Origin of the sequence: Rhizobium lusitanum, from assembly GCF_014189535.1 — a bacterium.
GTDB classification, from domain to species: Bacteria; Pseudomonadota; Alphaproteobacteria; order Rhizobiales; family Rhizobiaceae; genus Rhizobium; species Rhizobium lusitanum_C.
On the sequence record NZ_CP050307.1, the window covers coordinates 2,136,826 to 2,158,905 of the forward strand.

The window sequence follows — 22,080 nt, forward strand, 5'->3', positions numbered from 1 at the left end:
TCATGCCTCCGCCATCGCATCCATGCGCTGTTTCGCGATCAGCCACCAGCCAGCAAGCGTTGGGCGCGTGGCCAATTGGGAGAAGTCGAGATGGACTCCACGCTCCCGCCAGAGCAGCACGAGGTTCATGGCCCGCATCGAATCCAATCCGAGATCCATCAGATTGTCATCGTCACCGATCTCTTCAGGATCGATGTGAATGATTGCTGCGATATCGTCGCGCATGAGGTCGAGGCTGAGAGGTTCCGTCATGCGGCCTCCCTCCCCTCAATAGCGGAGACGAATAAGTCTACCGGCAAAGGAATACCGCAGGTCGCGGCGATATAGCTCAATGCCATATCGTGCCGCTCCCGCGAGAAATCGGCCACCGCGTCCGCCACGAAGAACGGCTTGATGTCGCGCTGGAATGCTTCGCCCGCCGTCATCAGGCAACCTATATGCGCGTAGATCCCGCTGATGACGATCTGGTCACGGCCGCGCACCTGCATCAGATGGGCAAGATTGCTCATCTGGAAGGCGCTGTAGCGGTGCTTGACGAGAACGATATCGCTCGCCGTGGGGCGTAGCGCATCGATGATCGGCTGGTGCTCGGGCGCATCGCTCATCCCCGGCCCCCAGAGATCGGCCTGCAGGCCACGATCACGCCGATCCTGATTGCCGTTCTGCGCCGTGTAAAAGATCGGCATGCCCGCAGAGACGGCGGCGGATTTCAGACGCGCGATATTGGCGACGACAGGAGCTATGGGCGAAGCGTCCTGTTCGAAAGCGCCGACGAAGTAGTTCTGCATGTCATGGATGAGCAGCACGGCGCGATTGGGATCGAAACTCCATTTCGCGCGTGCGGGGGAATTTCGGCAAAGGCGGGAAGTTCGTAATTCGCTATTTTCGGCAGCCCCATTTCAGGCCTCCATCGGTATTGTCTTGAGAAATTGTCCGCGAAGCTGCTGGCGAAGCACCTTGCGGCTGACCTTGCCGACAGCTGTCGTCTCGAAGGCTTCGACGAAGACGATCTGATCGGGCACCTTGAATTCGGCGAGACCGCGACCACGCACGAAAGCCTTGAGCGCCGCCATCTTTGGCTTTTCGCCCTGCGGGATGACGAAAGCGCAGCTGCGTTCACCCAGATATGGATCGGGGATGGAGACCACCGCCGCATCGAAGACGCCGGGATGAGCGAGAAGATGGTCCTCAATCTCTTCGGCGGAGATTTTTTCGCCGGCGCGGTTGATATGGTCGCCCGCCCGTCCCCTGACGACGAGATAGCCTTCCGGCGTACGCGATACGATATCGCCCGTGCGGTAAAAGCCGTCTTCCGTGAAGGAGCGGGCGTTCGCGGCGGCGTCATTGTGGTAGCCGCGGATCGTGTAGGGTCCGCGCGCGAGCAGCAGGCCCGGCTCGCCTTCCGCGACAGGCTGGCCATGATCGTCAACGATCAGCACCTCGTCGTCCGGGCTGATCGGCCGGCCCTGAGTGTTGACGATAACGTCTTCCGGATCATCGAGCCGCGTATAGTTCACAAGTCCTTCGGCCATGCCGAAGACCTGCTGCAGGGTGCAGCCGAGCGCCACGCGGACACGGGATGCTGCTTCCGGCGTGAATTTCGCGCCGCCGACGAGCAAGACCTCAAGGCTCGAAATATCATGTCCCGATGTCGGCGCTGCCTGCATCCACAACAGCGCCAGCGGCGGGACGACACCTGTGATCGTGACGCGTTCGTTTTCGATAAGGGTAAAGGCGGTTTCGGCACTTGGAGATGGGCACATGACAATACGGCTTCCGGCATAGAGCGCGCCGAAGACACCAGGCGAGCTCATCGGAAAATTATGCGCAACGGGCAGAGCCGCCATGAAGACGCTCTTCTCGCTCAAGCCGCAGATGTCTGCGCTGGCGCGAAAGCTGTAGATATAGTCGTCGTGGGTACGCGGGATGAGCTTCGATAAGCCGGTACTGCCCCCCGATATCTGCAGGAAAGCGACGGAGGATGGCGAAGGCTCCGCCGGAAGCAGTGTTTGATCGTGAGGCAGATCTTCGAGCGCATGGAACTCTTCCGCCTCGCCGATGACCACGACGTGGCGAAGGCCGGGGGCCCTCGCCGCCACATCGCGGGCAAGCATGCGATAGTCGAAATCTCCATCCTTTGCGGCAATCACGTAGGCGCTCGCCTCGGACTTCTCCACGAAATGCGAGATCTCCGTGACGCGATGCGCAGGCAACGCAAAAACCGGAATGAGATTGGCGCGAAAGAGCCCGAAAACGACGGATAGGAATTCCGGGATATTCGGCAATTGCACGACGACGCGCTCACCGGGACGAAGCCCGAACGAGAGGAAACGAGCCGCATTTTCATTGGCTCGGTGAAGCAGATCGGCATAGGTCCAGCGCTGTTCGCCACCGATGACTGCAATATGCTCCGGAATATCGCGGGCGCGCCGTTCGAGAAAGCCGAACATGGTTTCACCGCGCCAATAACCTTTTTCGCGATAGCGCGCGATGTAGTCCTCCGGCCAGACTTGCTTTGGTTCCAGCATCTCAAGCCTCACGCGCTGAACTTGCTGCGATCGATGCCGAAGGCGTCGAGCATCGCACGAAACTTGGCGGCGGTTTCGGCTACTTCGCCGTCCGGCGTCGATCCCGGCACGATGCCGGCGCCCGCATAAAGCCGCGCCTGATCGCCATCAAGTTCGGCGCAACGGATCGACACATACCATCGCCCGTCTCCGGCGGAATCGCACCAGCCGACAGCACCGGCATAGAATGCCCGATCATAGGGTTCGAGTTTCATGATCTGACCGTGTGCAAGCTTGCGTGGCAGACCGCAAACGGCAGGCGTGGGATGCAGCAATCCGGCAAAATATGCGGACGAAAGCGAGGCGTTCTTCAACCGCCCGACGATGCGCGTGCCGAGGTGCCACATGCTGGCGGTCGGTCGCAAAGCGATACCTTCGGGTGTCGAAAGCTCGACGCAATAGGGGGTGAGAATATCAAGGATGGACTCGACCACCATCGCATGTTCGCGACGATCCTTTTCAGACTTGAGCAGTGTGTCTGCCGCGTTGCGATCTTCTGCCGTATCCTTGTGGCGGCGCGCAGACCCCGCGAGCGGATGAGAGGCAATATGCCCACCCCGCTTCTCGATAAGGAGCTCCGGCGTTGCACCGATGAGGGCACGCGGATGATGCCCGCGTGCCGGCAAGGGTGTGGCGAAGACGGTGACGCTCTCATCAACGGAAAGCCTGCGCATCAGATCGGCGGCGCAGAAGTCATGGCTCGCAGTCACTTTCAGGCTGCGCGACAGGACGACCTTGCGCAAAGCCGCGCCCGGAGCGTTCATTTGGTCGAGGGCCGCGGCAACGGCATTGGCAAAGTCGGCTGGGGCTGGATCCGAATCGACCGACAGGATCCTGCCGGCTGCCGATTGCAATGACGCTACGCCACCGAGACCTGGAATGGCGCCGATGTCGTGTTTTCCCTGCACACGCAGAACGCGCTCGGGCTGGATGAGATGGGCGGGCTCCGACGGATCAAACGGTAAGGCGCCGACCAGAACATCCGGCCCTTCGGTTTGCTTCTCGAAGAAGTCTGCCGCGCGATCCGCGAGATTGGAAAGGGGACCATCGCCGAGGGCGCCGATCTGACCAAGCGCCAGCATCGTCTCGCCGGATGTCTTGAAGACAAAGGGAATTGGACGGGCGAGCGCAGTTTCCGTCTGCGCGTCCTCATCGATCCAGATCAGGGGATTTGCCATGTTGCTCTCCAGTCTTTGTCGGGGGTTTGGAATGTCTATGCTGCTGTCGCCGCAGCCTTAACGACCGTCAGTCGGTCCAGTAGGTTCCGGTGAGCGGCACGGCCATGAAGCCGTTGAGTGTTCGCCGAGTCGCCTCGACGTCGATGTCCTGAAACAGCTTCGGGTGGGTCCATTTGGCGATCAGCTCGAGCGCCAGTAGATCAAGGGGTGAGTTGAAGATCTGTTGCGACAGGCCGTGCACTGCTCCCGTCGTCACGGCAGGGATCGCGGCGAAGCCCGGGCGGTCGAGAAGTTTCGCCATCGTGTCCCTGGTGTCTTGCGCGCTGTAATGCGGACCGATCAGAAGCCCCCCACGCTTCGCCATATATTCGCCGCCGCTGGCGATATAGACGTCGGGCTTCGAGGAAAGCGCATATTCGAGGCTGATCTGCCCGAACGGCTTGCCGGCGAGGATGTCGCCAATATTGCGCGCATCCACGAAGTCGATGAATTTGCCGACATTGCCCGTACCCGGTGAATTGCAGCAAGCCTCCTGCGTCGAGGCATGTGTCTCCATGAAGACCGCAGGTCTGTCGGACGGATCGGTCTTGGCAACGCGCTCGGCGATCAGATCCTTTTGCTGTTTGCGGAAGGCGATAACCTTGTCGGCCTCGGTTTCGCGGCCGATGGCCTTACCCAGGATTTGGAGACTCCGGTCCGAATTGGCGAAGGGATCGGCAACGAAATCAATGAAGATGACCGGAATCCCGACTTGGCTGAGTTGCTCAAGCTGCTGCTCGGCAGGATGCGAATAGAGCGACAGCACCACGAGATCGGGCTTTGCGGCGATGACTTGCTCGGCGACCATGTCCTGGGCGCTGCTCGTCGATTTCGGTAGACTATCGATCGCCGGAAACCTCTGCCGGTAGGTGGCGTAGAGTTCGCGGCCGAAGCGATCGACATCGTGCGGCCAGGCCGCGACAAGGTTGACCGGATCGTCGGTGAGGAAGGAAAGCGCCAGGATCAGACGGCCGTCGTCCACCAGCACGCGGCTTGCGGGCTTTGCCAACGTGATCGTGCGGCCCTTGAGATCGTTCAGGATGATGTCAGCGCGCGCAAGCGTCGGTATCGTGAAGGCGATCAGAAGCGCGGCGATCGCCACGATCTGCTTGCGAACAATGGAACCTGTCTTGATACTGGCTATGGTCTTGGGCATCGCGATTATTCCAGTTTTGGGACTTGATGGCCGCCTGCGAGCGGGGCAGTCAGGGCCGTCGGCGAACCAGTGTCATGCCGTCGCCGAGCGGTAGCATGGACATATCCACTCGCTCGTCGTCGCGGATCTTCCGATTTAGATCGCGCAGGGCCACTGTCTCGGCGCTGTGGTCTTCAGGATCGGCAACGGACCGCCCCCAGAACATATTGTCGAAGCAGATCAATCCGCCTGGACGCATGAGTCGTAGACTGCGCTCGTAGTAAGCGTCGTAATTTTCCTTGTCGGCATCGATGTAGACGAAATCGAAACGCGCCTCGCCGTCGTCGGCAAGAAGCTGATCGAGAGATGTGACAGCGTCGCCAAGCTTTAGCTCGATACGATCCGCAACCCCTGCTTCCTGCCAGTACCGGCGCCCAATCGCTGTCCATTCTTCACTGGCATCCAAGGCAACGAGCTGTCCTCCGGGCGGCAGCGCAAGCGCCATGGCGAGTGCGCTGTAGCCCGTGTAGGTGCCGATCTCCAGCACCCGGTGAGCGCCGATCGCCGTCATCAGGAAAGCGAGCAATTGGCCGGCAGGCGGTGAGCTGACCATGTTCCCTTCGGGGAGCGCCAGGGTTTCCTCGCGCAATTTCCGTTGTAGTTCGGTCAGGCGCGTGCCGAATTCGACGGCGTACTGGCGTATCTGTATGTCTGTTACGTGTTTCATATCTGATCCTTCTGTCCCGCGTGGGGCCTCACCATTTGTAGGAGGCTGTCGCCATGATCGTCCGGCCGGTGCCATAGAAGCACTGGTTGGCCGAGGCGCAGGCGGAGACGAATTCCTTGTTGAACAAGTTGGTCGCGTTGACGGCTAATTCGAAGCCCTTGAGCTTGGGATCGTAATTGCCGAAGTCATAGTGGATCGCAGCGTCCACCAGCGTGTAGGACGGCACCCGCATGGCCCTGGTGTTGGCGGCATCGCCATTCGTCGAGCCCATGTAGCGGACGCCCACACCGAAGCCGAGCCCGGCCAATGCGCCGGAGTCGAGCGTGTAGTCCCCCCACAGACTTGCCATGTGTTCAGGCGCGCCGGCCGGCGTTTTTCCGACTGTGGTGGCGACGTTACTCTTCGTTACTTCGACGTCGGCATAGGTATAGGCGGCGCTGAGGCTGAAATTGTCAGTGACCGCGAACTTCGCACCGAGTTCGACGCCCCGCGAGCGGACTTCGCCGGTCTGCGTCTGGCAGACGGTCGAGCTGCAGCCGGTCAGCGTCGTATTCGTGCTCGTGTGTGCCAGGTCCGTCGTCAGCACGTTTTGCTGCGTCAGATCATAGAGCGCGACGGTGAAAAGCGCGTCGAAGTTCGTCGGCTGGTATTTTACGCCAACTTCGTATTGCTGGCCCGTTGTCGGCTTGAAGGTGGTGCCGCCATAACCGGTTCCCATGGTGGGGTCGAACGAGGTCGAATAGCTTGCATAGGGCGCGACACCATTGTCGAACTCGTAGAGAAGCCCGGCCTTCCATGTGAAGGCGCCGTCCGTCGTATCGGAATTGGTGGATGCGCCTGTGGCGAGGGTTGTCGTCCTGCTGTCGAGCGAAGACCAGTCATGACGCCCGGCAAGGACAAAAGCCCAGTTGTCGAGCTTCATCTGGTCCTGAAGATAAACGCCGGTCTGATAGCGTGTCTGGTTCTGGCGTCCGGTCAATTTGACGTTCGGCGTGCTTTCATAGGCCGGATTGAGATAGTTGATATAGGTGACTGCGCCGTTGCCGTAAGTCGAGGTCGCGTCAAGCTGCTGGTAGTCGACGCCCATCAGGAGCTTGTGTTCGAGCTTTCCGGTGTCGAAATCGGCTTCGGCCTGGTTGTCGACCGCCAGCGAATTGAATTGCTCGATATAATGCGTCGATTGCCGGCCGAGGCACAGATACGCCACGCCGCCGCAGTTTGCGGCCGAGGCCCAGGCGCTTCCGCCGCCCGGAACGGAATAAGCCTTGAAATCGCTGCTGCTGTGCATGAAGCGCAGGTTTTGCCGCACGGTCCAGACGTCATCGAAGTGATGCTCGAATTCGTATCCGGCCGTCGCCTGCGTGCGCGAGAAGGAATTGTAATTCGGATTGCCGCTGAAGAAGTTGGACGAAATCTGGCCGTTCGGATTCTTCTGCAAGGTTCCGAGCGCCGGCATCCAGTTGGTAAGCGCGGCATTCGGGTCGCGCGTGTAGCTACCCTTCACCGTCAAGGTCGTATCGGCATCCGGCGACCATGTCACGGATGGAGCGATAGCCACGCGCTTGCTGTCCGAATTGTCAAAGCCGAGATCGTAGAGGCGGCCGACGCCCGTCAACCGGTAGAGAAACTGTCCCTCCTCATCGACCGGTCCCGTGAAATCGAAACCAGTCTCGGCGCGGCCGTTGTTACCGAAGCGCGTGAATACTTCATGGGACGCTTCAGTTTCCGGCTTCTTGCTGACAAGGTTGACCAACCCGCCGGGATTTCCGGAACCATAAAGGACGGAAGCCGGACCGCGCATGATCTCGATGCGATCGATGAGGTAAGAGTCGATCGATGGCACGTCATAATTGATGCCGGTCGGCAACCTCAATCCATCCCAATAATGGATATAGTTGGCATTCGGGCCGAAGCCACCAAAACCGCGAATGAAAACGCTGTCAAAGCGATCGCCTGGCCGCGAGCCGGTCGTAACGCCGGGCTCATAGCGCAGTGCCGAGGAAACACTGGTTGCGCCCTGCTTCTTGATCTGTTCGCTTGTAACGACCGACACCGACTGTGGGGTTTCAATGATTGCCGTATCGGTTTTGCTGCCAGCGCGGGCGCGCTTGGCAATCGGTCCCTTATCCTGCATATCGCTGGACGTGATCGTAATTTTTTCCAGGGCTGTCGGAGACTGATCATCGGCCACCGCGATCGTCGTCGCCGCAAGCAGGCTCACCGTTCCCGTCAATAATCCTGCAAAGGCCTGTCTGTGTTGCATTCGTTCCTCTTGATCGCACCCGGTGCTAATTCTTATGTCGGCGCAGCCGAGATCAAACGGCTTGCCAACTAAATATGATTGAATTTGTCATGTTTTTGCGTTATACGCGTTTGCTAGCGAAAGGCCATTGCGAACTTGTTTGAGAAAACGCCATTTTTGTTTGTGCAATCAGGCACCGCTCAGCGACACGCGATGGGAATGGCCGCCGGATGAGCTCTCTGGTCAAAGCGCACGAATTCTTCGGTCAAATGCAGAAGGAAGATCAGGCCTTCCGCCTGATCAATTCCAATATTGGCGCGGATGATACGGTCCTGCGCGGCACGTTCAGAAAGACGACCGTGAGAGACGGCCTGACGGTGCATTATTCCGATGTCACGAATCTCTGCGATCTCCACACGGAGGCTGAATCTGCGCCGCACCTGGGAATCAAGCTGTTCTTCCAGGGTGGTGTGAGCGCCAGCATCGGCGACCAGGACATTCCGATGCCGCATCGGCTCGAAAACTCCGACCGCTGGATCCCGTCAGCCACGCTGTTCCACCAGCAGGAGCGGGAACTCTTCCGCCGCCGGGCCGCCATAGGCGATCGCGTGCGCAAGCTGACAATCAAGATTTTTCCGGAATGGCTGGAGTCGGGCGACGTCTTTGGAGATGCAAGCGCGCAGGGCCTGAAGCGCTTCACCTCAACGCGGCTTGCTGCACGATCCTGGAGCCCGAGCGCGTCGCTGGTGGCACTGGCCACGCAGGCAATCAGGCCGCCAGTTTTCGAACCCTATCTGGCGCGCCTCTACATGGAGAGCCGCACGCTTGGCATCGTCGCGGAAGCCTTTTCCCTGCTGGCGGGGATCTCCTCTGTCCCGGCACCCGGCGCAAGACTGAGCGCCGCCGAGAACAAGCACCTCCGCCGCGCCGAGGAATTGCTCAACAATAGCCGTGTTGCGCCCTCCCTTGAAGAGCTGGCTGCCGAAGTCGGCGTCAGCGTTAATACGTTGCAGCGCCTATTTCATGCCGCTTATGGCACGACGGTCTTCCATTACATTCGGCGGCTGAAATTGGAGCAGGCAAGGACAGCGCTTGAGAATGAGGGGGTGACGATCGCCCAAGCCGCCTACCTTGCCGGCTACACCAGCCCGGCGAACTTCGCGACCGCCTTTAAACGGCAATATGGATTTTCACCGAAGGACGCCCGATCACATTAGACTGGCTTGCCAATCATATTCCCATAACGCCAACGTATTGCTCTGAATGCCGGAGGATTCCCCCGCCCCTCGGCAGCCTTGCCCGACAGCCGCCGCACTCTACTGCGACCCGTTGCTATGCTCGATCGCCGCTCCACTGCTCATCCGACAATCGCGCAGCGTCTATCCGCCGAACGCCGAAATCGCTTTCCCCGGAATGAACTTCCGTGGATACGTCGGCCGCGACGCTTGATCGGATCGCTAGGTCTTGTTTGTCTGTTCCGCGCTCGACATGATGACGAGCAACGCCATGGCCCCGTGCTTCCCCCCAGAATAATGACACGGTCAGCCATGGCGACTTCGATCATCTCCCGCCTCGAATACCGCACAAGCTCGATCCCAAGCCCACACTCCCGATGCGACCGATGATCCTCATGCGTATTCGGCGACAATAGATGGCCGTCATATTCGCCTATCGCATCGGAGTGGCCAAATAGCCGTCTTCAGCAGATTTGAACGTCCGACCACGTCATTTTGTTGAACCAGCGAGCTTCCTACGAAAGCCGTAAATGCCGATCTTGATGAGAGCTGAACCGAAGGCAGGTCACATGAGAAAAGACATTGTCATGTGCGGATCCAGATACTACTCATTGTGTACCGCTTTGAAGAAATTGGGCGCTGGCCATACACTCGTCCACAGTCGGCGAGGAATGAGGTGGCGATAAAACCTCCAAACTCCAAACTATTTTCTACATAACCAATAGAAAAAGAACGACCTGTCTTTCTTGAGGCGGTTCGCATGCCTAAGCTTGGCTATGTTGTCAGGAGACGGTCTGCTCGTGACCGATTTACGTATGCGGATTTCAAGGAACACCGATGTTGAGCGAAAACGTTGTATCGGAACCGTTCCGCTGGCCGTCAAGCACCAGTTACTTATTTAGTGCCGCTTGACGCGATCCAGTCACTTGTCGACAGATCCTACCAAGGTAGCAAAAGCAGTCTTGCGGCAATGCGATGATATGTAGCCGACTAATTATTCAACGATGCAACCACCAACCTGAAGCGATTCAATGAGAGAAACCATATCAGATCAGATTCTCACCGCAGCCGGTGGGCTGTTTTACAGCGAAGGTATTCGGGCCGTTGGGATAGATCGCATTATCGAGGAAGCCAAGGTTGCGAAGGCAACGCTATATCGACACTTCCCGTCCAAGGATCATCTGGTTGCGGCCTATCTCCAGGATCGCCACGATCGTGTTATTCGCTCCCTGCAGGAGGTCCTGGACGCGACCGGCGCTCCGAGAGACCAGATCACCGTCATTTTCGAGCGTCTGTATGAAAAGGCCGACAGCCCGGAGTTCCGCGGCTGCGCATTTGCGCTTGCCGTGGCCGAGCACGGCGACTCCGAACGCGTTGTGTCGGTCGCCCGAACCCACAAGAAGGCAGTGAGGGATATTTTCCACGCCATCATATCCAACACCGGGCTGAGCCTTGACCAGACGGCCGCTCATCTATCGCTTCTTTATGAAGGAGCGCTTGCGACGGTGGCGGTTGGACGCGATCCAACTGCAGTCCTCGTCGCGCGAGACTGCGCACTTTCCGTCTTCGACGCCACGGTCCTTCATAACCGGACATCTTGAGAGCACCAGATCATGACAAAGACCATTGACTATTTCTTCGGCATCGGCTCGCCTTGGGCGTTCATCGGATTGGAGCCATTCGCGGCACTTGCTTCCAAACAGAACGCCAAGATCCGCCCGTATGTCATCCCCCTGATTGAGGATAACGGCGCCATCTATTCCCGTAATCGGCCGGAAGCCCGTCGGGCCTACTGGACGAAGGACCTCAAGCGCTGGGCGGCGGTCCGTGGAAAAGAGCTGAACTTCGAAAACCGTGCCGCTTTGTCGGATCCGACGCCCGCCGGTTTCCTGGTCCTTGCCGCCATCGATGCGGGCGAAGACTGGCTGAAGCTGACGAAGGCTCTTCAGGAGGCCTTCTGGTCTCGCCGGGAAAATATCGGCGAAGCCGAGGTGCGTCGCGCAATCGCTGATGCAGCGGGTTTCGATGGCGCAGCTCTGGAGCAGCGCGCTCAAGGCGAATCCGTAAAATCGGCCTGGAAAACCAACTACGAGACCGCCAAGGACGCCGGCGTCTTCGGGCTTCCGACCTTTCGCTATGAAGGCGAGCTTTACTGGGGTCAGGACAGCTTGCCCTTCCTCGAGCGTCACCTGAAGGGTGAAAAGCTCCTCGCTTGATCTTGTCACAGGTCGACGGCATGGCGATACCGTCGACATCATGAATCCCGGGAAGATTTAGCCTGAGTAGGGCCTGAAGCAGCCTGTCAATAGACCTCGATTGCCTGGATATCTCCCTATGAACACCTTCAAGCCTCACAGCTCTCATTGGGGGGCCTTTTCGGGCCGATACCAAGATGGAAAGCTTGAAATCCGTCCCCATCCGGGAGATCCGCATCCGTCGCCTCTGCTTGGAAACCTGCCGGCAATCGCCGACAGCTCCATGCGTATCAAGCGCCCGGCGGTGAGGCGCGGCTGGCTTGAGGGGGCCGCCGACAACGCACAAAATCGCGGGGCGGACGACTATGTGGAAGTGAGCTGGCCGACGGCGGTGGACCTTGTCGCGGCAGAACTTCGGCGCGTTTACGGAGACTTCGGTCCGGGGGCCGTTTTCGGCGGATCCTATGGCTGGTCGAGCGCCGGGCGGTTCCATCATGCGCAGAGCCAGATCCATCGCTTTTTGAATGTGCTGGGGGGATACGTTCGATCCGTCAATACGTACAGTTCCGGTGCTGCCATGGTCATCATCCCGCATGTGTTGGGACCATACGACCATTTCGACCGCAAGAGCGTCACCTGGGATGCCATCGGACGGAGCAGCGAACTGGTCGTTGCCTTTGGCGGCATGGCGATCAAAAATGCCGATGTACATGGCGGCGGCATTAGCGCCCATATCGTGCGCCAGACGCTGAACGGTGCAAGCGCACGAGGCGCGCGCTTTGTCCTCGTCAGCCCGCTGAACGACGATTTTCCCGCCGAGTTGAATGCACAATGGCTTCCGATCGTGCCGGGCACCGATGTCGCGCTGATGCTCGGTCTCGCGCATGTGCTGGTCCGTGAGGGATTGCACGACCGCGGATTTCTCGACAGCTATACGGTCGGTTACGAGCGTTTTGAGGACTATCTGCTTGGCCGGAGCGATGGTGTCGAAAAGAGCCCGGAATGGGCTTCCGGCATTTGTGGAATCGACGTCGACAGCATCAAGGGACTGGCCCGGGCAATGGCCGGCGCCAGGACATTGATCACCGTCAGCCATTCCCTCCAGCGCGCCGACTATGGCGAACAGCCCGTCTGGATGGGCATCGTGCTCGCTGCAATGCTCGGGCAGATCGGGCTGGATGGCGGCGGCTATGCCTATTCACTTGGCGCGTTGGGGAATATCGGCAAGGGCCAGCTTGCCGTTCCACTGCCCACCTTTAGCCAGTTCAAAAATCCTGTGCCGGATTTCATTCCCGTCGCGCGTATCGCCGACATGCTCCTCAATCCGGGCGACGAGTTCCACTACAACGGCCGCGCGATGCATTATCCTGACATCCGCCTCGTCTATTGGGCGGGAGGCAACCCGTTCCACCATCATCAGGATCTCAACAGGCTGCGCGCAGCATTCAAGAGACCGGAGACCATCATCGTCCATGAGACGGCCTGGACATCCTCCGCGCGTCACGCGGACATCGTGCTGCCGGCAACCACGACGCTCGAGCGTAACGATATCGGTGCGGCGGACCGCGATCCACTGATGGTCGCCATGAAGAAGCTGATCGAGCCGGTCGGCGAAGCACGGGATGACTATGAGATTTTTTCCGAGATAGCCCGACGTCTCGGAAAATTCGAGAACTTCACCGAAAACCGCACCAGCAAAGAATGGCTGTCCACCCTGTTCGAGACGACGCGCGCGGCACTCGTCGCCGGTGGACACGACGCTCCGGACTTCGAGGCGTTCTGGGATCACGGTGAACTGCGCCTTCCGCTCAAGCCCGACGACGGAGGTCCAGCATGTGCATTTCGAAATGATCCACTCGCATCTGCGCTGCAGACGCCATCCGGGAAGATCGAGATCTTTTCGGAGACGATCGAGAGCTTCGGCTACGACGATTGCCGCGGCCATCCGCAGTGGTATCCTCCTCGGGCAGAAGCGGAGGGCAATGAAAGTCGCTTCCCGCTCTATCTGGTCTGCAACCAGCCGCATCAACGGCTGCATAGTCAGCTGGACTACGGCGATTTCAGCCGTTCAACCAAGATAAAAAGCCGGGAACCCGTTCGCATCAACCCCCTTGACGCAGCCGAGCGCGGGATCTCGGATGGCGACATCGTGAGGTTGTTCAACGACCGCGGCAGTTGCCTTGCGGCAGCGGTGATCAGCGAAGATGTGCGAAAGAGCGTGATGCAGCTTGCGACAGGCGCTTGGTTCGAGCCCGAAAATGCGACCGCCGACAAAACCATGTGCGTTCACGGCAATCCGAATATTCTCACCCGTGACGTTGGAACCTCCCAACTCGCCCAGGGCTCGACCGGACAGCTCACCAAAGTGGAGGTGGAACGCTTTGTCGGCGAGGCGCCCCCCGTGCAGATATTCGAGATGATGAAATTCATGGAGCGTGCTGCCGAGCCCGGCGGGATCGCTGATCCCAGGTGAATCTGGTTTGCACCTGCCCCGCCAGCGAGCCCCACCAATAGAAGTTATTGCCTACGAGGGTCGCGGAACAATAGGGACCGGAATTCCGTCAACCAAACTCGGGATCCTTTTGAAAAAGGGCGCCACCAAGAGGATCTTTACACGCCGGAAAAGCTGATCCTTAGCAAAGCCGAAAACGAAACAAAAAAATCTATAAAATCTATAGAATAAGAACAACTAGTCTTTCTTGCCCGATGCGGATTGCCTACGCTGTCCCTCATGATTTTTGTCAAAGAAACTAAGGGACGCATTCAATGCTGAGGGGCAAACAAAGCCATCAAACCGATGCCGTGACACAAATATTAAGTCGGGAATGAGCCTTACAGCGGCCCCGCGCAACTCATCAGACCCCTTAATCCAACCATCGCTACCTCGCGGTTAGAGCGAGCGCTTTTGCCGATAAATACGTCTGATGGCGGTCGATATCGCGCCTGAAGTTGCAATACCCGGATCAAATACATCTGCGGAACAGCAACAGCCAGCGCTACGCGCCCTATCAGACACAACCCGAACCATCAGGATTTTCTCATGACCGAACGTTCCAGCTTGCTCTCTCTTTCCCGGCGCCGACTGCTGATAACAACTTCAGCTGCCGCGCCGCTATGTTGGTGGCAACGGCAGGGTTCACTCCGGCTCAGAGCGCTGATGGCAACGGCGGCGAGATCACTTTCCTTATCGACTCCCTGGGCGATACCTGGATCCCAAACAACAGCGCGATCTCCAGCTTCCAGGGCCACATCTGGGGGCACGTCACCGACAAGCTCCTCTACGTCGATGCTGACGGCAAGGTTAGCCCCTGGATCGCCGAGCGGTGGGAGCAGAACGACACGGCCACCGAGTTCACCCTGCACCTGAAGAACGGCGTGACTTTCTCCGACGGCACTCCGCTTGATGCGGCAGCCGTCGTCGCCAACCTAGACATCTGGTACGCAGGCCGCAAGAACGAGGGCATCAACCCGATTGGTCTCTTCCCGAAAACCTACGACCATGCCCAGGCAATCGACGCGAGCACAGTGAAGGTCTTCTTCAAGAAGCCGACGCTTGGCTTCATCCCGACTCTCGGCTACCACGGTTCGATCCTCATCTCCCCGAAAACCATCGCGCAGCCCGCCCCCCAGCAGGCTGACCTCGGCAAAACCTCCGGCAGCGGCCCGTATGTGGTCGATTCCTGGAAGGAGGGCGACTTCGTCAAGCTGGTCAAGCGCAAGGACTACAACTGGGGTCCTCCGGCGGTCGGTCACACCGGCCCAGCCTATCTCGACACGATCACCTACAAGCTGGTGTCCGAACCGTCGCTGCGCGTTGCAGCCGTGCAGTCCGGCCAAGCCGATGTCGCCTACAACGCCTCGCCGCAGGAGTTGGAGTCCCTCAAGGCAGACGGCTTCACCATCGCGACACCGCGCTATCTCGGCTTCGTGAACGGTTGGGCGATCAACACCAAGCTTGCTCCGTACGACGACGTGAAAGTACGTCAGGCTCTCCAGGCCGGCATCAATCGCCAGGAGATCATCGACACCGTCTACACGCCCGACTGGAAGCTCGCGACATCCTTCATCCAGAGCAACGTACCCGGCGCGACGGACCAAAGCGATCTGTTGGCCTACAACCCGGACAAGGCTGAAAAGCTTCTCGATGAGGCGGGCTGGAAAAAGGGCGCCGACGGCATCCGCACAAAGAACGGCGAGCCGCTGTTGCTGACGCTGAATTCCAACCCCTACCTCGCAACGTCCAAATCAGTCGACGAACTCATCGCCCAGCAGCTCGGCAAGATTGGCTGGAAAGTCTCCATCCGTGCCTACGATGTTGTCACCTTCGGCCAGAAGGTCAAATACGGCGGTCCGGCTGTTCCAGCCTACGAGGTAACGCGTAGCTTCATCGACGCCGGGACCGTCGCCAGTATTCTGACCAACGCCAACAGCGGCGAGAACTGGTTCGCTCTCGACGAGAGCGACACGAGACTCAATGAGCTACGCGACAAGATCGCCGGCGCTGGCTCCACGGAAATTCGCAAACCGCTCCTCGACGAGTTGCAGAAGTACATTCTTGATCAGGGCTACTTCATCCCCCGCACGCAGATCGTTCAGCGAATCTACGCTCAGTCTCCCAAGCTCAAGGGCGAGGTCTACAACGGTGTCGCCTATGCCAGTTACTACACGGCCACGAAAAGCGAGTAGCCCATAATTCAACCGCAAAGTAAGAAGGTGACGGGCATGAGCAAAGCCTACCTAAACTACGCCGCAAAGCGCCTCGTGCAGGCGATCGTCGTGATCCTGCTGGCTTATGTCTTCACCTTCGTTGTCGTCAGCATCCTGCCGGGCGACCCGATCTCCAACGTCCTGAACAACCCCCAGAATGGGTTCACACAGGACGAGATCAAGGAGATCATCGCCGCCCAAGGTCTGGATAAGCCGATCCCGGTCCAGCTTTGGACATCGTTTTCCGGGTTCGTCACCGGTGATCTGGGCCTGTCGATGCGGACCAATCGCCCCGTGACAACTCTGATCGCCGAGGTGCTCCCGTCGACGCTTGTCCTCGCTTCGTCGGGTCTCGTCGTCGCGCTTCTGCTCGCAGCGGTGATCGCCTATGGCACACAGTTTCTTCCAAAACGGTTTGGCCAGGGCCTGCTGCGAGGCTTCCCGTCATTGTTCCTGTCGGTGCCAAATTTCGTGATCGGCCTGGTTCTGATCCACCTCTTTGGTTTCCAGCTTGGCGTCTTTCGCGTGATCCAGCCTGATAGCTTCTGGGCGACACTTTTCGCGGCGATCGCGCTCGGCATCCCCATCTCCGCGCAAATCGCCGAGGTGCTTATCGCCAACCTCGACCATGAGTCCGGCCAGGAATACGCCGCTGTCGCGCGCGGACGCGGCCTTTCGCAAATGCGCCTGTTCGCCAAGCATTTGCTCAAGCCGTCGTCGCTGCCGGTCGTTACCGTCATCGCGCTGACTATCGGCGAACTGCTCGGGGGTCGCTGATCACCGAGACGGTCTTTGGGCGCACCGGTCTTGGCAGCTTGGTGCAAAGGTCGGTGAGCACGCAGGACCTGCCCGTCCTTCAGGCGGTCGTCTCGCTGGCAGCGGTGGTCTTCGTGATCGTCAACCTGATCGCCGATCTTCTCTACCCACTGCTCGACCCACGCATAAAGCTCCTCGGAGCCCCCAAGCTTCGTCCAACCACAGCTGACGAGGGTTCCGTCGGCATTTCCAAGGTGGTGACGCCATGACCCTCGCCTCCGCCTACTCTCCCACACGCGTCACCGCGATCAGCCGGTTGACAGCTTTCCGCGTACCGCCTGTTGTCGCACTCTCTTTCGCAGTCGTCGCGCTCGCGATCGCCTGGTCGCTCGTCCCGAGCCTGTTCACGAGCTATGACCCGATCAACGGTGTTCCTGCTCAAAAGCTGCTTGGCCCAAGTGCCGCGCACTGGTTCGGCACCGATCACCTGGGTCGCGATCTCTACTCCCGCGTCGTCTATGGCACAGCCTCTTCGGTCGCGAGCGCACTGATCGCCGTGGTCATCGGTGTTGTCGCCGGCGGGCTCATCGGCCTACTGGCCGGCTTCTTCGGCGGCTGGGTGGACACCGTGTTTGCCCGGCTAGTCGACGTTCTGCTTGCAATTCCAAAGTTCTTGCTGGCCGTCATCGTCGTCACCGCGATCGGCTTCGACACCACGAATGCGGCCATCGCAACGGGTGTTTCGGCCGTGGCTCTGTTCGCCCGGGTGATGCGCTCGGAGGTGATCAAGACCCGGCAGGCGACATTCGTCGAGTCTTCCTTTCTCCTCGGCGGGTCGCGCTGGCACATCCTGTGGCGTCACGTACTCCCGAATGCGTCACGCTCGGTGCTGCCGCTTGCGGTGCTCCAGTTCGGCGACTCCATCCTGGTGATCGCCAGTCTTGCTTTCCTCGGCTACGGCGACCCGCCGCCCGCCTCCGATTGGGGTCTGCTGATCTCGATCGGCAAGGACTACCTCAAATGGCCGTGGCTCGTTTACGCGCCCGCTTTTGTCACGATCGCAACCGTCCTCTCTGTGAACAGGATCAGCCGATGGCTCCGCAAGACAGACTGACTGAGCTTTTCGCTCGCCCTGACGCCACCGGATCGATATCTCAACGACCAGCCCCGTTGCTCAGGATCGACGGGTTGTCGGTTTCCTACGGAAAGCAAGAGGTCGTCTCCAACGTCGGATTCGAACTGGGTCGCGGCAAGAGCCTCGCCCTTATCGGAGAGTCTGGCTCGGGCAAGTCGACGATTGCCCGCGCAGTGCTGCGACTGCTCCCCGCCGGAGGACACGCTACCGGCCGAGTCGAGTTCGCCGGCCAGGAAGCGCTGGGGCTTTCGGAGCGTCGTTTTCGGCCGCTGCGAGGACGCGCTATCGGGTTCGTTCCGCAGGACCCCGGCAACTCGCTGAACCCCGTCCGGACGATCGGCGCCCAGTCGATGGAGGCGGCCGCGCTCATCGACGAACCGAACAAGGCAATCCGCAAGGCGCTCATTCTGGAAACGTTCGCCCAGGTCGGGCTCGACAACCCCCAGCGGATCTATGACTCCTACCCTCATCAGTTGTCCGGCGGTATGCTGCAGCGGGTGTTGATTGGGCTCGCGGTCCTGCCGCGCCAGCGCTCCTGGTCGCGGATGAGCCCACCTCAGCCCTCGACGTCACGATCCAGAAGCGCATTCTCGATTTGCTGTCGCGATTGCAGCACGAGCTCGATATCAGCCTTCTCCTCATCACCCACGACCTTGCGATCGCCGCCGAACGGGCGGACTCGCTGGTGGTACTCAAGGGTGGAGTGGTGCAGGAGGCCGGAAAAACATCGGATATCTTCTCATCGCCCAAATCGACCTATGCGAAAAAGCTGCATGGAGATGTCCCGGCCCTCAACCCGGACCGCTACGCCGCACTACGCGACCCCGGCTTCCGTTTACTCAATACCACTTTCGGCAAGGCACCGAAGATTGAGGTTAGCGGCGTCACCAAGACTTTCACGGTCGATGGCAAGGTTCTGAAGGCGGTCAATGACGTGTCCTTTAACGTGCCTGCTGGCACCACACACGCGCTGGTCGGCGAATCCGGCTCCGGCAAGACGACCGCAATCCGGCTGCTGCTTGGGCTAGAGCAACCCGACACCGGCAAGATCGCGGTCGCCGGCGAGCAGCTCAACGGTCGCTCGCACGACTCGCTGCGCGCGGTATGGCGCCACCTTCAGCTCGTCTACCAGAACCCGTTCACCTCGCTGGATCCGACCTGGAGGGTCGAGCAGCTGGTGCGCGAACCACTCGACCGGTTCAAGATCGGAACCGCCACGGAGCGTGCCGAGCGGGTTCGCGAAGCGCTGGCCGATGTCGGGCTCGATGAGCACCTGCTTTTGCGCAAGCCGGAAGCCTTGTCAGGTGGCCAGCGCCAGCGCGTGGCGATTGCACGTGCATTGGTCCTCAAGCCGGATGTCATCGTGCTCGACGAGCCGACCTCCGCGCTCGACGTCAGCGTCCAGGCGGACATTGTGGAGGTGCTGCTTTCACTGCAATCCAAGCTTGGCCTGACCTATGTCTTCGTATCCCACGATTTGGCGCTGGTTCGCCAACTCGCCCACACCGTCTCGGTGATGCAGCGGGGGCGCATCGTCGAACATGGGACCGTCACCGACATCTTTGAAAAACCCCAGCAGCCCTATACCCGGTCGTTGCTTGAGTCGATCCCGTCCGGCATTGCCGGAAGTGCCCGCGTGTCCCGCTTGCAACCCCGACGGATCGTCAGCAAGGAAAAGATCGCATGACCATCGCTGCGCCTGTCAGTACGCTGCCCGCGTCGTTCCGCCCAAAGCAGCGGCTTGGCTTTAACACCAGGGTTTCGTTCAACGACGAAGCCGGACCGGCGCAGGGCTTGCGCGACGGGATCGAGCTCTTCAAGGAAGCGGAGCGGCTGGGTTACCAGTCAGGCTGGGCCTATCAGCGCCATTTCGACCACTACCTTTCCTCGCCACTTCCGTTTTTCGCCGCCGCCGGTCAGCACACCAGGCATATCATGCTGGGATCGGCGGTCATCCCGATGCGCTATCAGGACCCTATCCTGCTCGCCGAAGCGGCGGGCACGACTGACTTGCTGATCGGCGGCCGGCTTGAACTTGCGATCTCGACCGGTGCCAACGCGACATTCGACGCGGTGTTCGGTACAGTCGACACAGACGCCCGAACGGAAGCCAAACGCCGCCAGGCGCGCTTCCTTTCGGCAATCGCAGGCGAAGTCCTCCACACTGTCGGCGGGCTGGACAAGGGTGGCCCGCAGGGCGCCGAGCTGCGCGTGACGCCGCATAGCCCGACTTTGCGCTCGCGCATTCGACAAGGCTCAGCCAGTCTGAACTCGGCAATCCAGGCGGCCGAGCTCGGGATCGGGCTTATCTCGGGAACCGTGCAACACGACCAAGCCGAGGGCGAGACCTTCGGGCAGTACCAGGCTCGTATCATCGAAGCCTTCCGCGTTACCTGGCGTGAGACATGGGGAACGGAACCGCCATCGGTCGCCGTCGCCGCCTCCATCCTGGTTGGGACCACCGCGGAACTCCGGGAGAAGTACGCTGCCTATGACCTCGAACGTCGCACCATGGGAATTGCCGCGTCGCGTCCCAAAGGGGCTCTCGCGCCCCCTAGCCAGCCAGCCGGCGTTCAGATTTCGCCTGTTTTCCAAGGCTCGCCCGATCAGGTGATTGAGGCAGTGTTCAATGATCCAGGCCTTGCCGCGGCGGACGAGGTCGTGCTCTTCCTACCCCCCGCTTTCGGCCTCTCCGAGAACGTGCGGTTGCTGACCGATCTGATCGAGACAGTCGCGCCGGGGCTAGGCTGGTCGCCGGGCTGGTAACGACGAAAAACCTATCCCGTTCCAGTTGAAATCGTCGACCACATTGGGGACTTGTGGCAACAAGAATGAGCACTCTGGACCTGTCTTAGGATCGGAGGACATGTTGCGCCCAGCGGCATTCCACTCACGACCAGCCCGTATAAGGACGATATCGGGGAACGAGTCCTATTCAACCGGCAGGGATAGCGAATATTTTCTATAAAATCGATAGAATAAGAAAGACCTGTCTTCCTCACCCTGCCGTCGCGCTTTAACGTCAGTGCATTGGTCGGCAACCTGAAGGAGCTCACATGGCCGCGGAATTCATTAGTGTAAGCTTTCCTAACGCGTCGAACGAGCTCAACCCCATTCCCGACGCGCCGGTGGATCCTCTATTCCTGGAGCGGTACGCGCGTGCTCTCGATGACTATGGCTTCAACTATACGCTGATCCCCTACTCGTCCTCGTCTTTCGATCCCTTCACGATCGGCGCAACGGTTCTGGCACACACGAAGAATATCAAGATCATCGTGGCCTTGCGCCCGAACACCGTCTATCCGACGGTCGCAGCCAAATCACTGGCGACGCTCGACCAGCTGAGTGGTGGGCGCGTCGTCGTTCACTTCATTGCAGGCGGCAGCGACGAAGAGCAGGCTCGTGAAGGCGACTTCCTCGACAAGGAGGAGCGCTACGAGCGGCAGGAGGAATATATCCGGATCCTGCGTCAGGTCTGGACATCAACGGAACCCTTCGATTTCGATGGGAAATATTACCAGTTCAAGCAATTCCGTAGCGCGGTGCACCCCACCAATGGACTGATCCCAATTTCGGTCGGCGGCTCGTCGGATGCCGCGTATCGTATCGGGGGTTCACTGGGCGACATTTTCGGGCTCTGGGGCGAGCCGCTTGCGGAAACAAAGCAGCAGATCGAGCGGATATACGCGGAAGCCGCAAAGGCGGGTCGGACAGATCGCCCCCGCATTTGGGTCACCTTCCGGCCGATCGTGGCGGAAACTGATGAACTGGCGTGGAAAAAGGCGCACGGAATTCTGGATCGGCTGAACGAAAACCGCCAGAAAGGCTTGGCGCGCGCGCCACTCAATGCTGCGCGCCCGGCCAATGTCGGTTCGCAGCGGCTTCTGGACATTGCGGCACGCGGTGATGTGCATGACCGTGCCCTTTGGTATCCGACGGTAACCGCGACCAACGCTAGCGGCGCCACGACCGCGCTGGTGGGTTCGCCGCGCACCATCGCAGATTCCATCCTCGACTACATCGATCTTGGCGCCGATCTGATCTCTATCCGAGGCTATGACAATTATAACGATGCGGTCGATTACGGCCGTTACATCCTGCCGCTTGTGCGTGAAGGCATTCGCGAACGGGAAGATGCGAACAACAAGGCTGCCGCGTGACCCG

General features: G+C 59.7%; 13 protein-coding genes and 4 pseudogenes. 10 read left to right on the top strand and 7 right to left on the bottom strand.

Annotation, left to right across the window (positions count from 1 at the left end):
- The 7 genes and pseudogenes from HB780_RS12795 to HB780_RS12825 all read right to left on the bottom strand — a co-directional run bounded on the left by HB780_RS12795 (window position 1) and on the right by HB780_RS12825 (window position 7,909).
- On the bottom strand, window positions 1-252 hold the full coding sequence (locus HB780_RS12795; RefSeq protein WP_183688253.1) for a phosphopantetheine-binding protein: 252 nt from the start codon (window positions 250-252) through the stop codon (window positions 1-3).
- A pseudogene (locus HB780_RS12800) lies at window positions 249-898 on the bottom strand (isochorismatase family protein). Before HB780_RS12800 ends, HB780_RS12795 begins: the two are co-directional and overlap by 4 nt.
- A 1-nt stretch (window position 899) precedes the next feature.
- Entirely contained in the window at window positions 900-2,528 is a 1,629-nt protein-coding gene (locus tag HB780_RS12805) for a (2,3-dihydroxybenzoyl)adenylate synthase (protein WP_183688255.1), read from the bottom strand.
- Between the two features lie 8 nt (window positions 2,529-2,536).
- Window positions 2,537-3,745 carry an isochorismate synthase gene (locus tag HB780_RS12810; RefSeq protein WP_286202940.1) on the bottom strand — a complete coding sequence of 403 codons (1,209 nt, stop codon included), beginning with the start codon at window positions 3,743-3,745 and terminating at the stop codon, window positions 2,537-2,539.
- A gap of 67 nt (window positions 3,746-3,812) precedes the next feature.
- Window positions 3,813-4,940: an ABC transporter substrate-binding protein gene (locus HB780_RS12815; protein WP_183688256.1), complete on the bottom strand. Its 1,128-nt coding sequence runs from the start codon at window positions 4,938-4,940 to the stop codon at window positions 3,813-3,815.
- A 49-nt stretch (window positions 4,941-4,989) separates the two neighbouring features.
- Window positions 4,990-5,646 carry an O-methyltransferase gene (locus HB780_RS12820; protein WP_183688258.1) on the bottom strand — a complete coding sequence of 219 codons (657 nt, stop codon included), beginning with the start codon at window positions 5,644-5,646 and terminating at the stop codon, window positions 4,990-4,992.
- Window positions 5,647-5,674: 28 nt separating this feature from the next.
- Window positions 5,675-7,909 carry a TonB-dependent siderophore receptor gene (locus HB780_RS12825; protein WP_183688260.1) on the bottom strand — a complete coding sequence of 745 codons (2,235 nt, stop codon included), beginning with the start codon at window positions 7,907-7,909 and terminating at the stop codon, window positions 5,675-5,677.
- 209 nt (window positions 7,910-8,118) lie between these two features.
- On the opposite strand from HB780_RS12825, the gene HB780_RS12830 reads away from it, so the two are divergent.
- The 10 genes and pseudogenes from HB780_RS12830 (at window position 8,119) to HB780_RS12875 (ending at window position 22,076) form a co-directional block, all read left to right on the top strand.
- On the top strand, window positions 8,119-9,105 hold the full coding sequence (locus tag HB780_RS12830; protein ID WP_183688262.1) for a helix-turn-helix transcriptional regulator: 987 nt from the start codon (window positions 8,119-8,121) through the stop codon (window positions 9,103-9,105).
- Window positions 9,106-10,154: 1,049 nt separating this feature from the next.
- A complete protein-coding gene (locus HB780_RS12835; RefSeq protein WP_183688264.1) occupies window positions 10,155-10,724 on the top strand; it encodes a TetR/AcrR family transcriptional regulator in 570 nt (189 codons plus the stop codon).
- 12 nt (window positions 10,725-10,736) lie between these two features.
- Window positions 10,737-11,339, top strand: a complete 603-nt coding sequence (locus tag HB780_RS12840) for a 2-hydroxychromene-2-carboxylate isomerase (RefSeq protein WP_183688266.1) — start codon at window positions 10,737-10,739, stop codon at window positions 11,337-11,339.
- 118 nt (window positions 11,340-11,457) lie between these two features.
- Window positions 11,458-13,791, top strand: a complete 2,334-nt coding sequence (locus tag HB780_RS12845; protein ID WP_183688268.1) for a molybdopterin guanine dinucleotide-containing S/N-oxide reductase — start codon at window positions 11,458-11,460, stop codon at window positions 13,789-13,791.
- Between the two features lie 567 nt (window positions 13,792-14,358).
- Window positions 14,359-16,004: pseudogene (locus HB780_RS12850) on the top strand (ABC transporter substrate-binding protein).
- A gap of 36 nt (window positions 16,005-16,040) precedes the next feature.
- Window positions 16,041-17,050: pseudogene (locus tag HB780_RS12855) on the top strand (ABC transporter permease).
- Entirely contained in the window at window positions 17,047-17,895 is an 849-nt protein-coding gene (locus tag HB780_RS12860) for an ABC transporter permease (RefSeq protein ID WP_183688270.1), read from the top strand. Before HB780_RS12855 ends, HB780_RS12860 begins: the two are co-directional and overlap by 4 nt.
- Window positions 17,874-19,603 (top strand): annotated as a pseudogene (locus tag HB780_RS12865) (dipeptide ABC transporter ATP-binding protein). Before HB780_RS12860 ends, HB780_RS12865 begins: the two are co-directional and overlap by 22 nt.
- On the top strand, window positions 19,600-20,682 hold the full coding sequence (locus HB780_RS12870) for an LLM class flavin-dependent oxidoreductase (protein ID WP_183688272.1): 1,083 nt from the start codon (window positions 19,600-19,602) through the stop codon (window positions 20,680-20,682). The pseudogene HB780_RS12865 and the gene HB780_RS12870 overlap by 4 nt, the downstream one beginning before the upstream one ends.
- 290 nt (window positions 20,683-20,972) lie before the next feature.
- The gene (locus tag HB780_RS12875) at window positions 20,973-22,076 is read left to right on the top strand and encodes an LLM class flavin-dependent oxidoreductase (protein ID WP_183688274.1); all 1,104 of its coding nucleotides are present in this window, start codon (window positions 20,973-20,975) and stop codon (window positions 22,074-22,076) included.
- The last annotated feature ends 4 nt before the right edge of the window (window positions 22,077-22,080 follow it).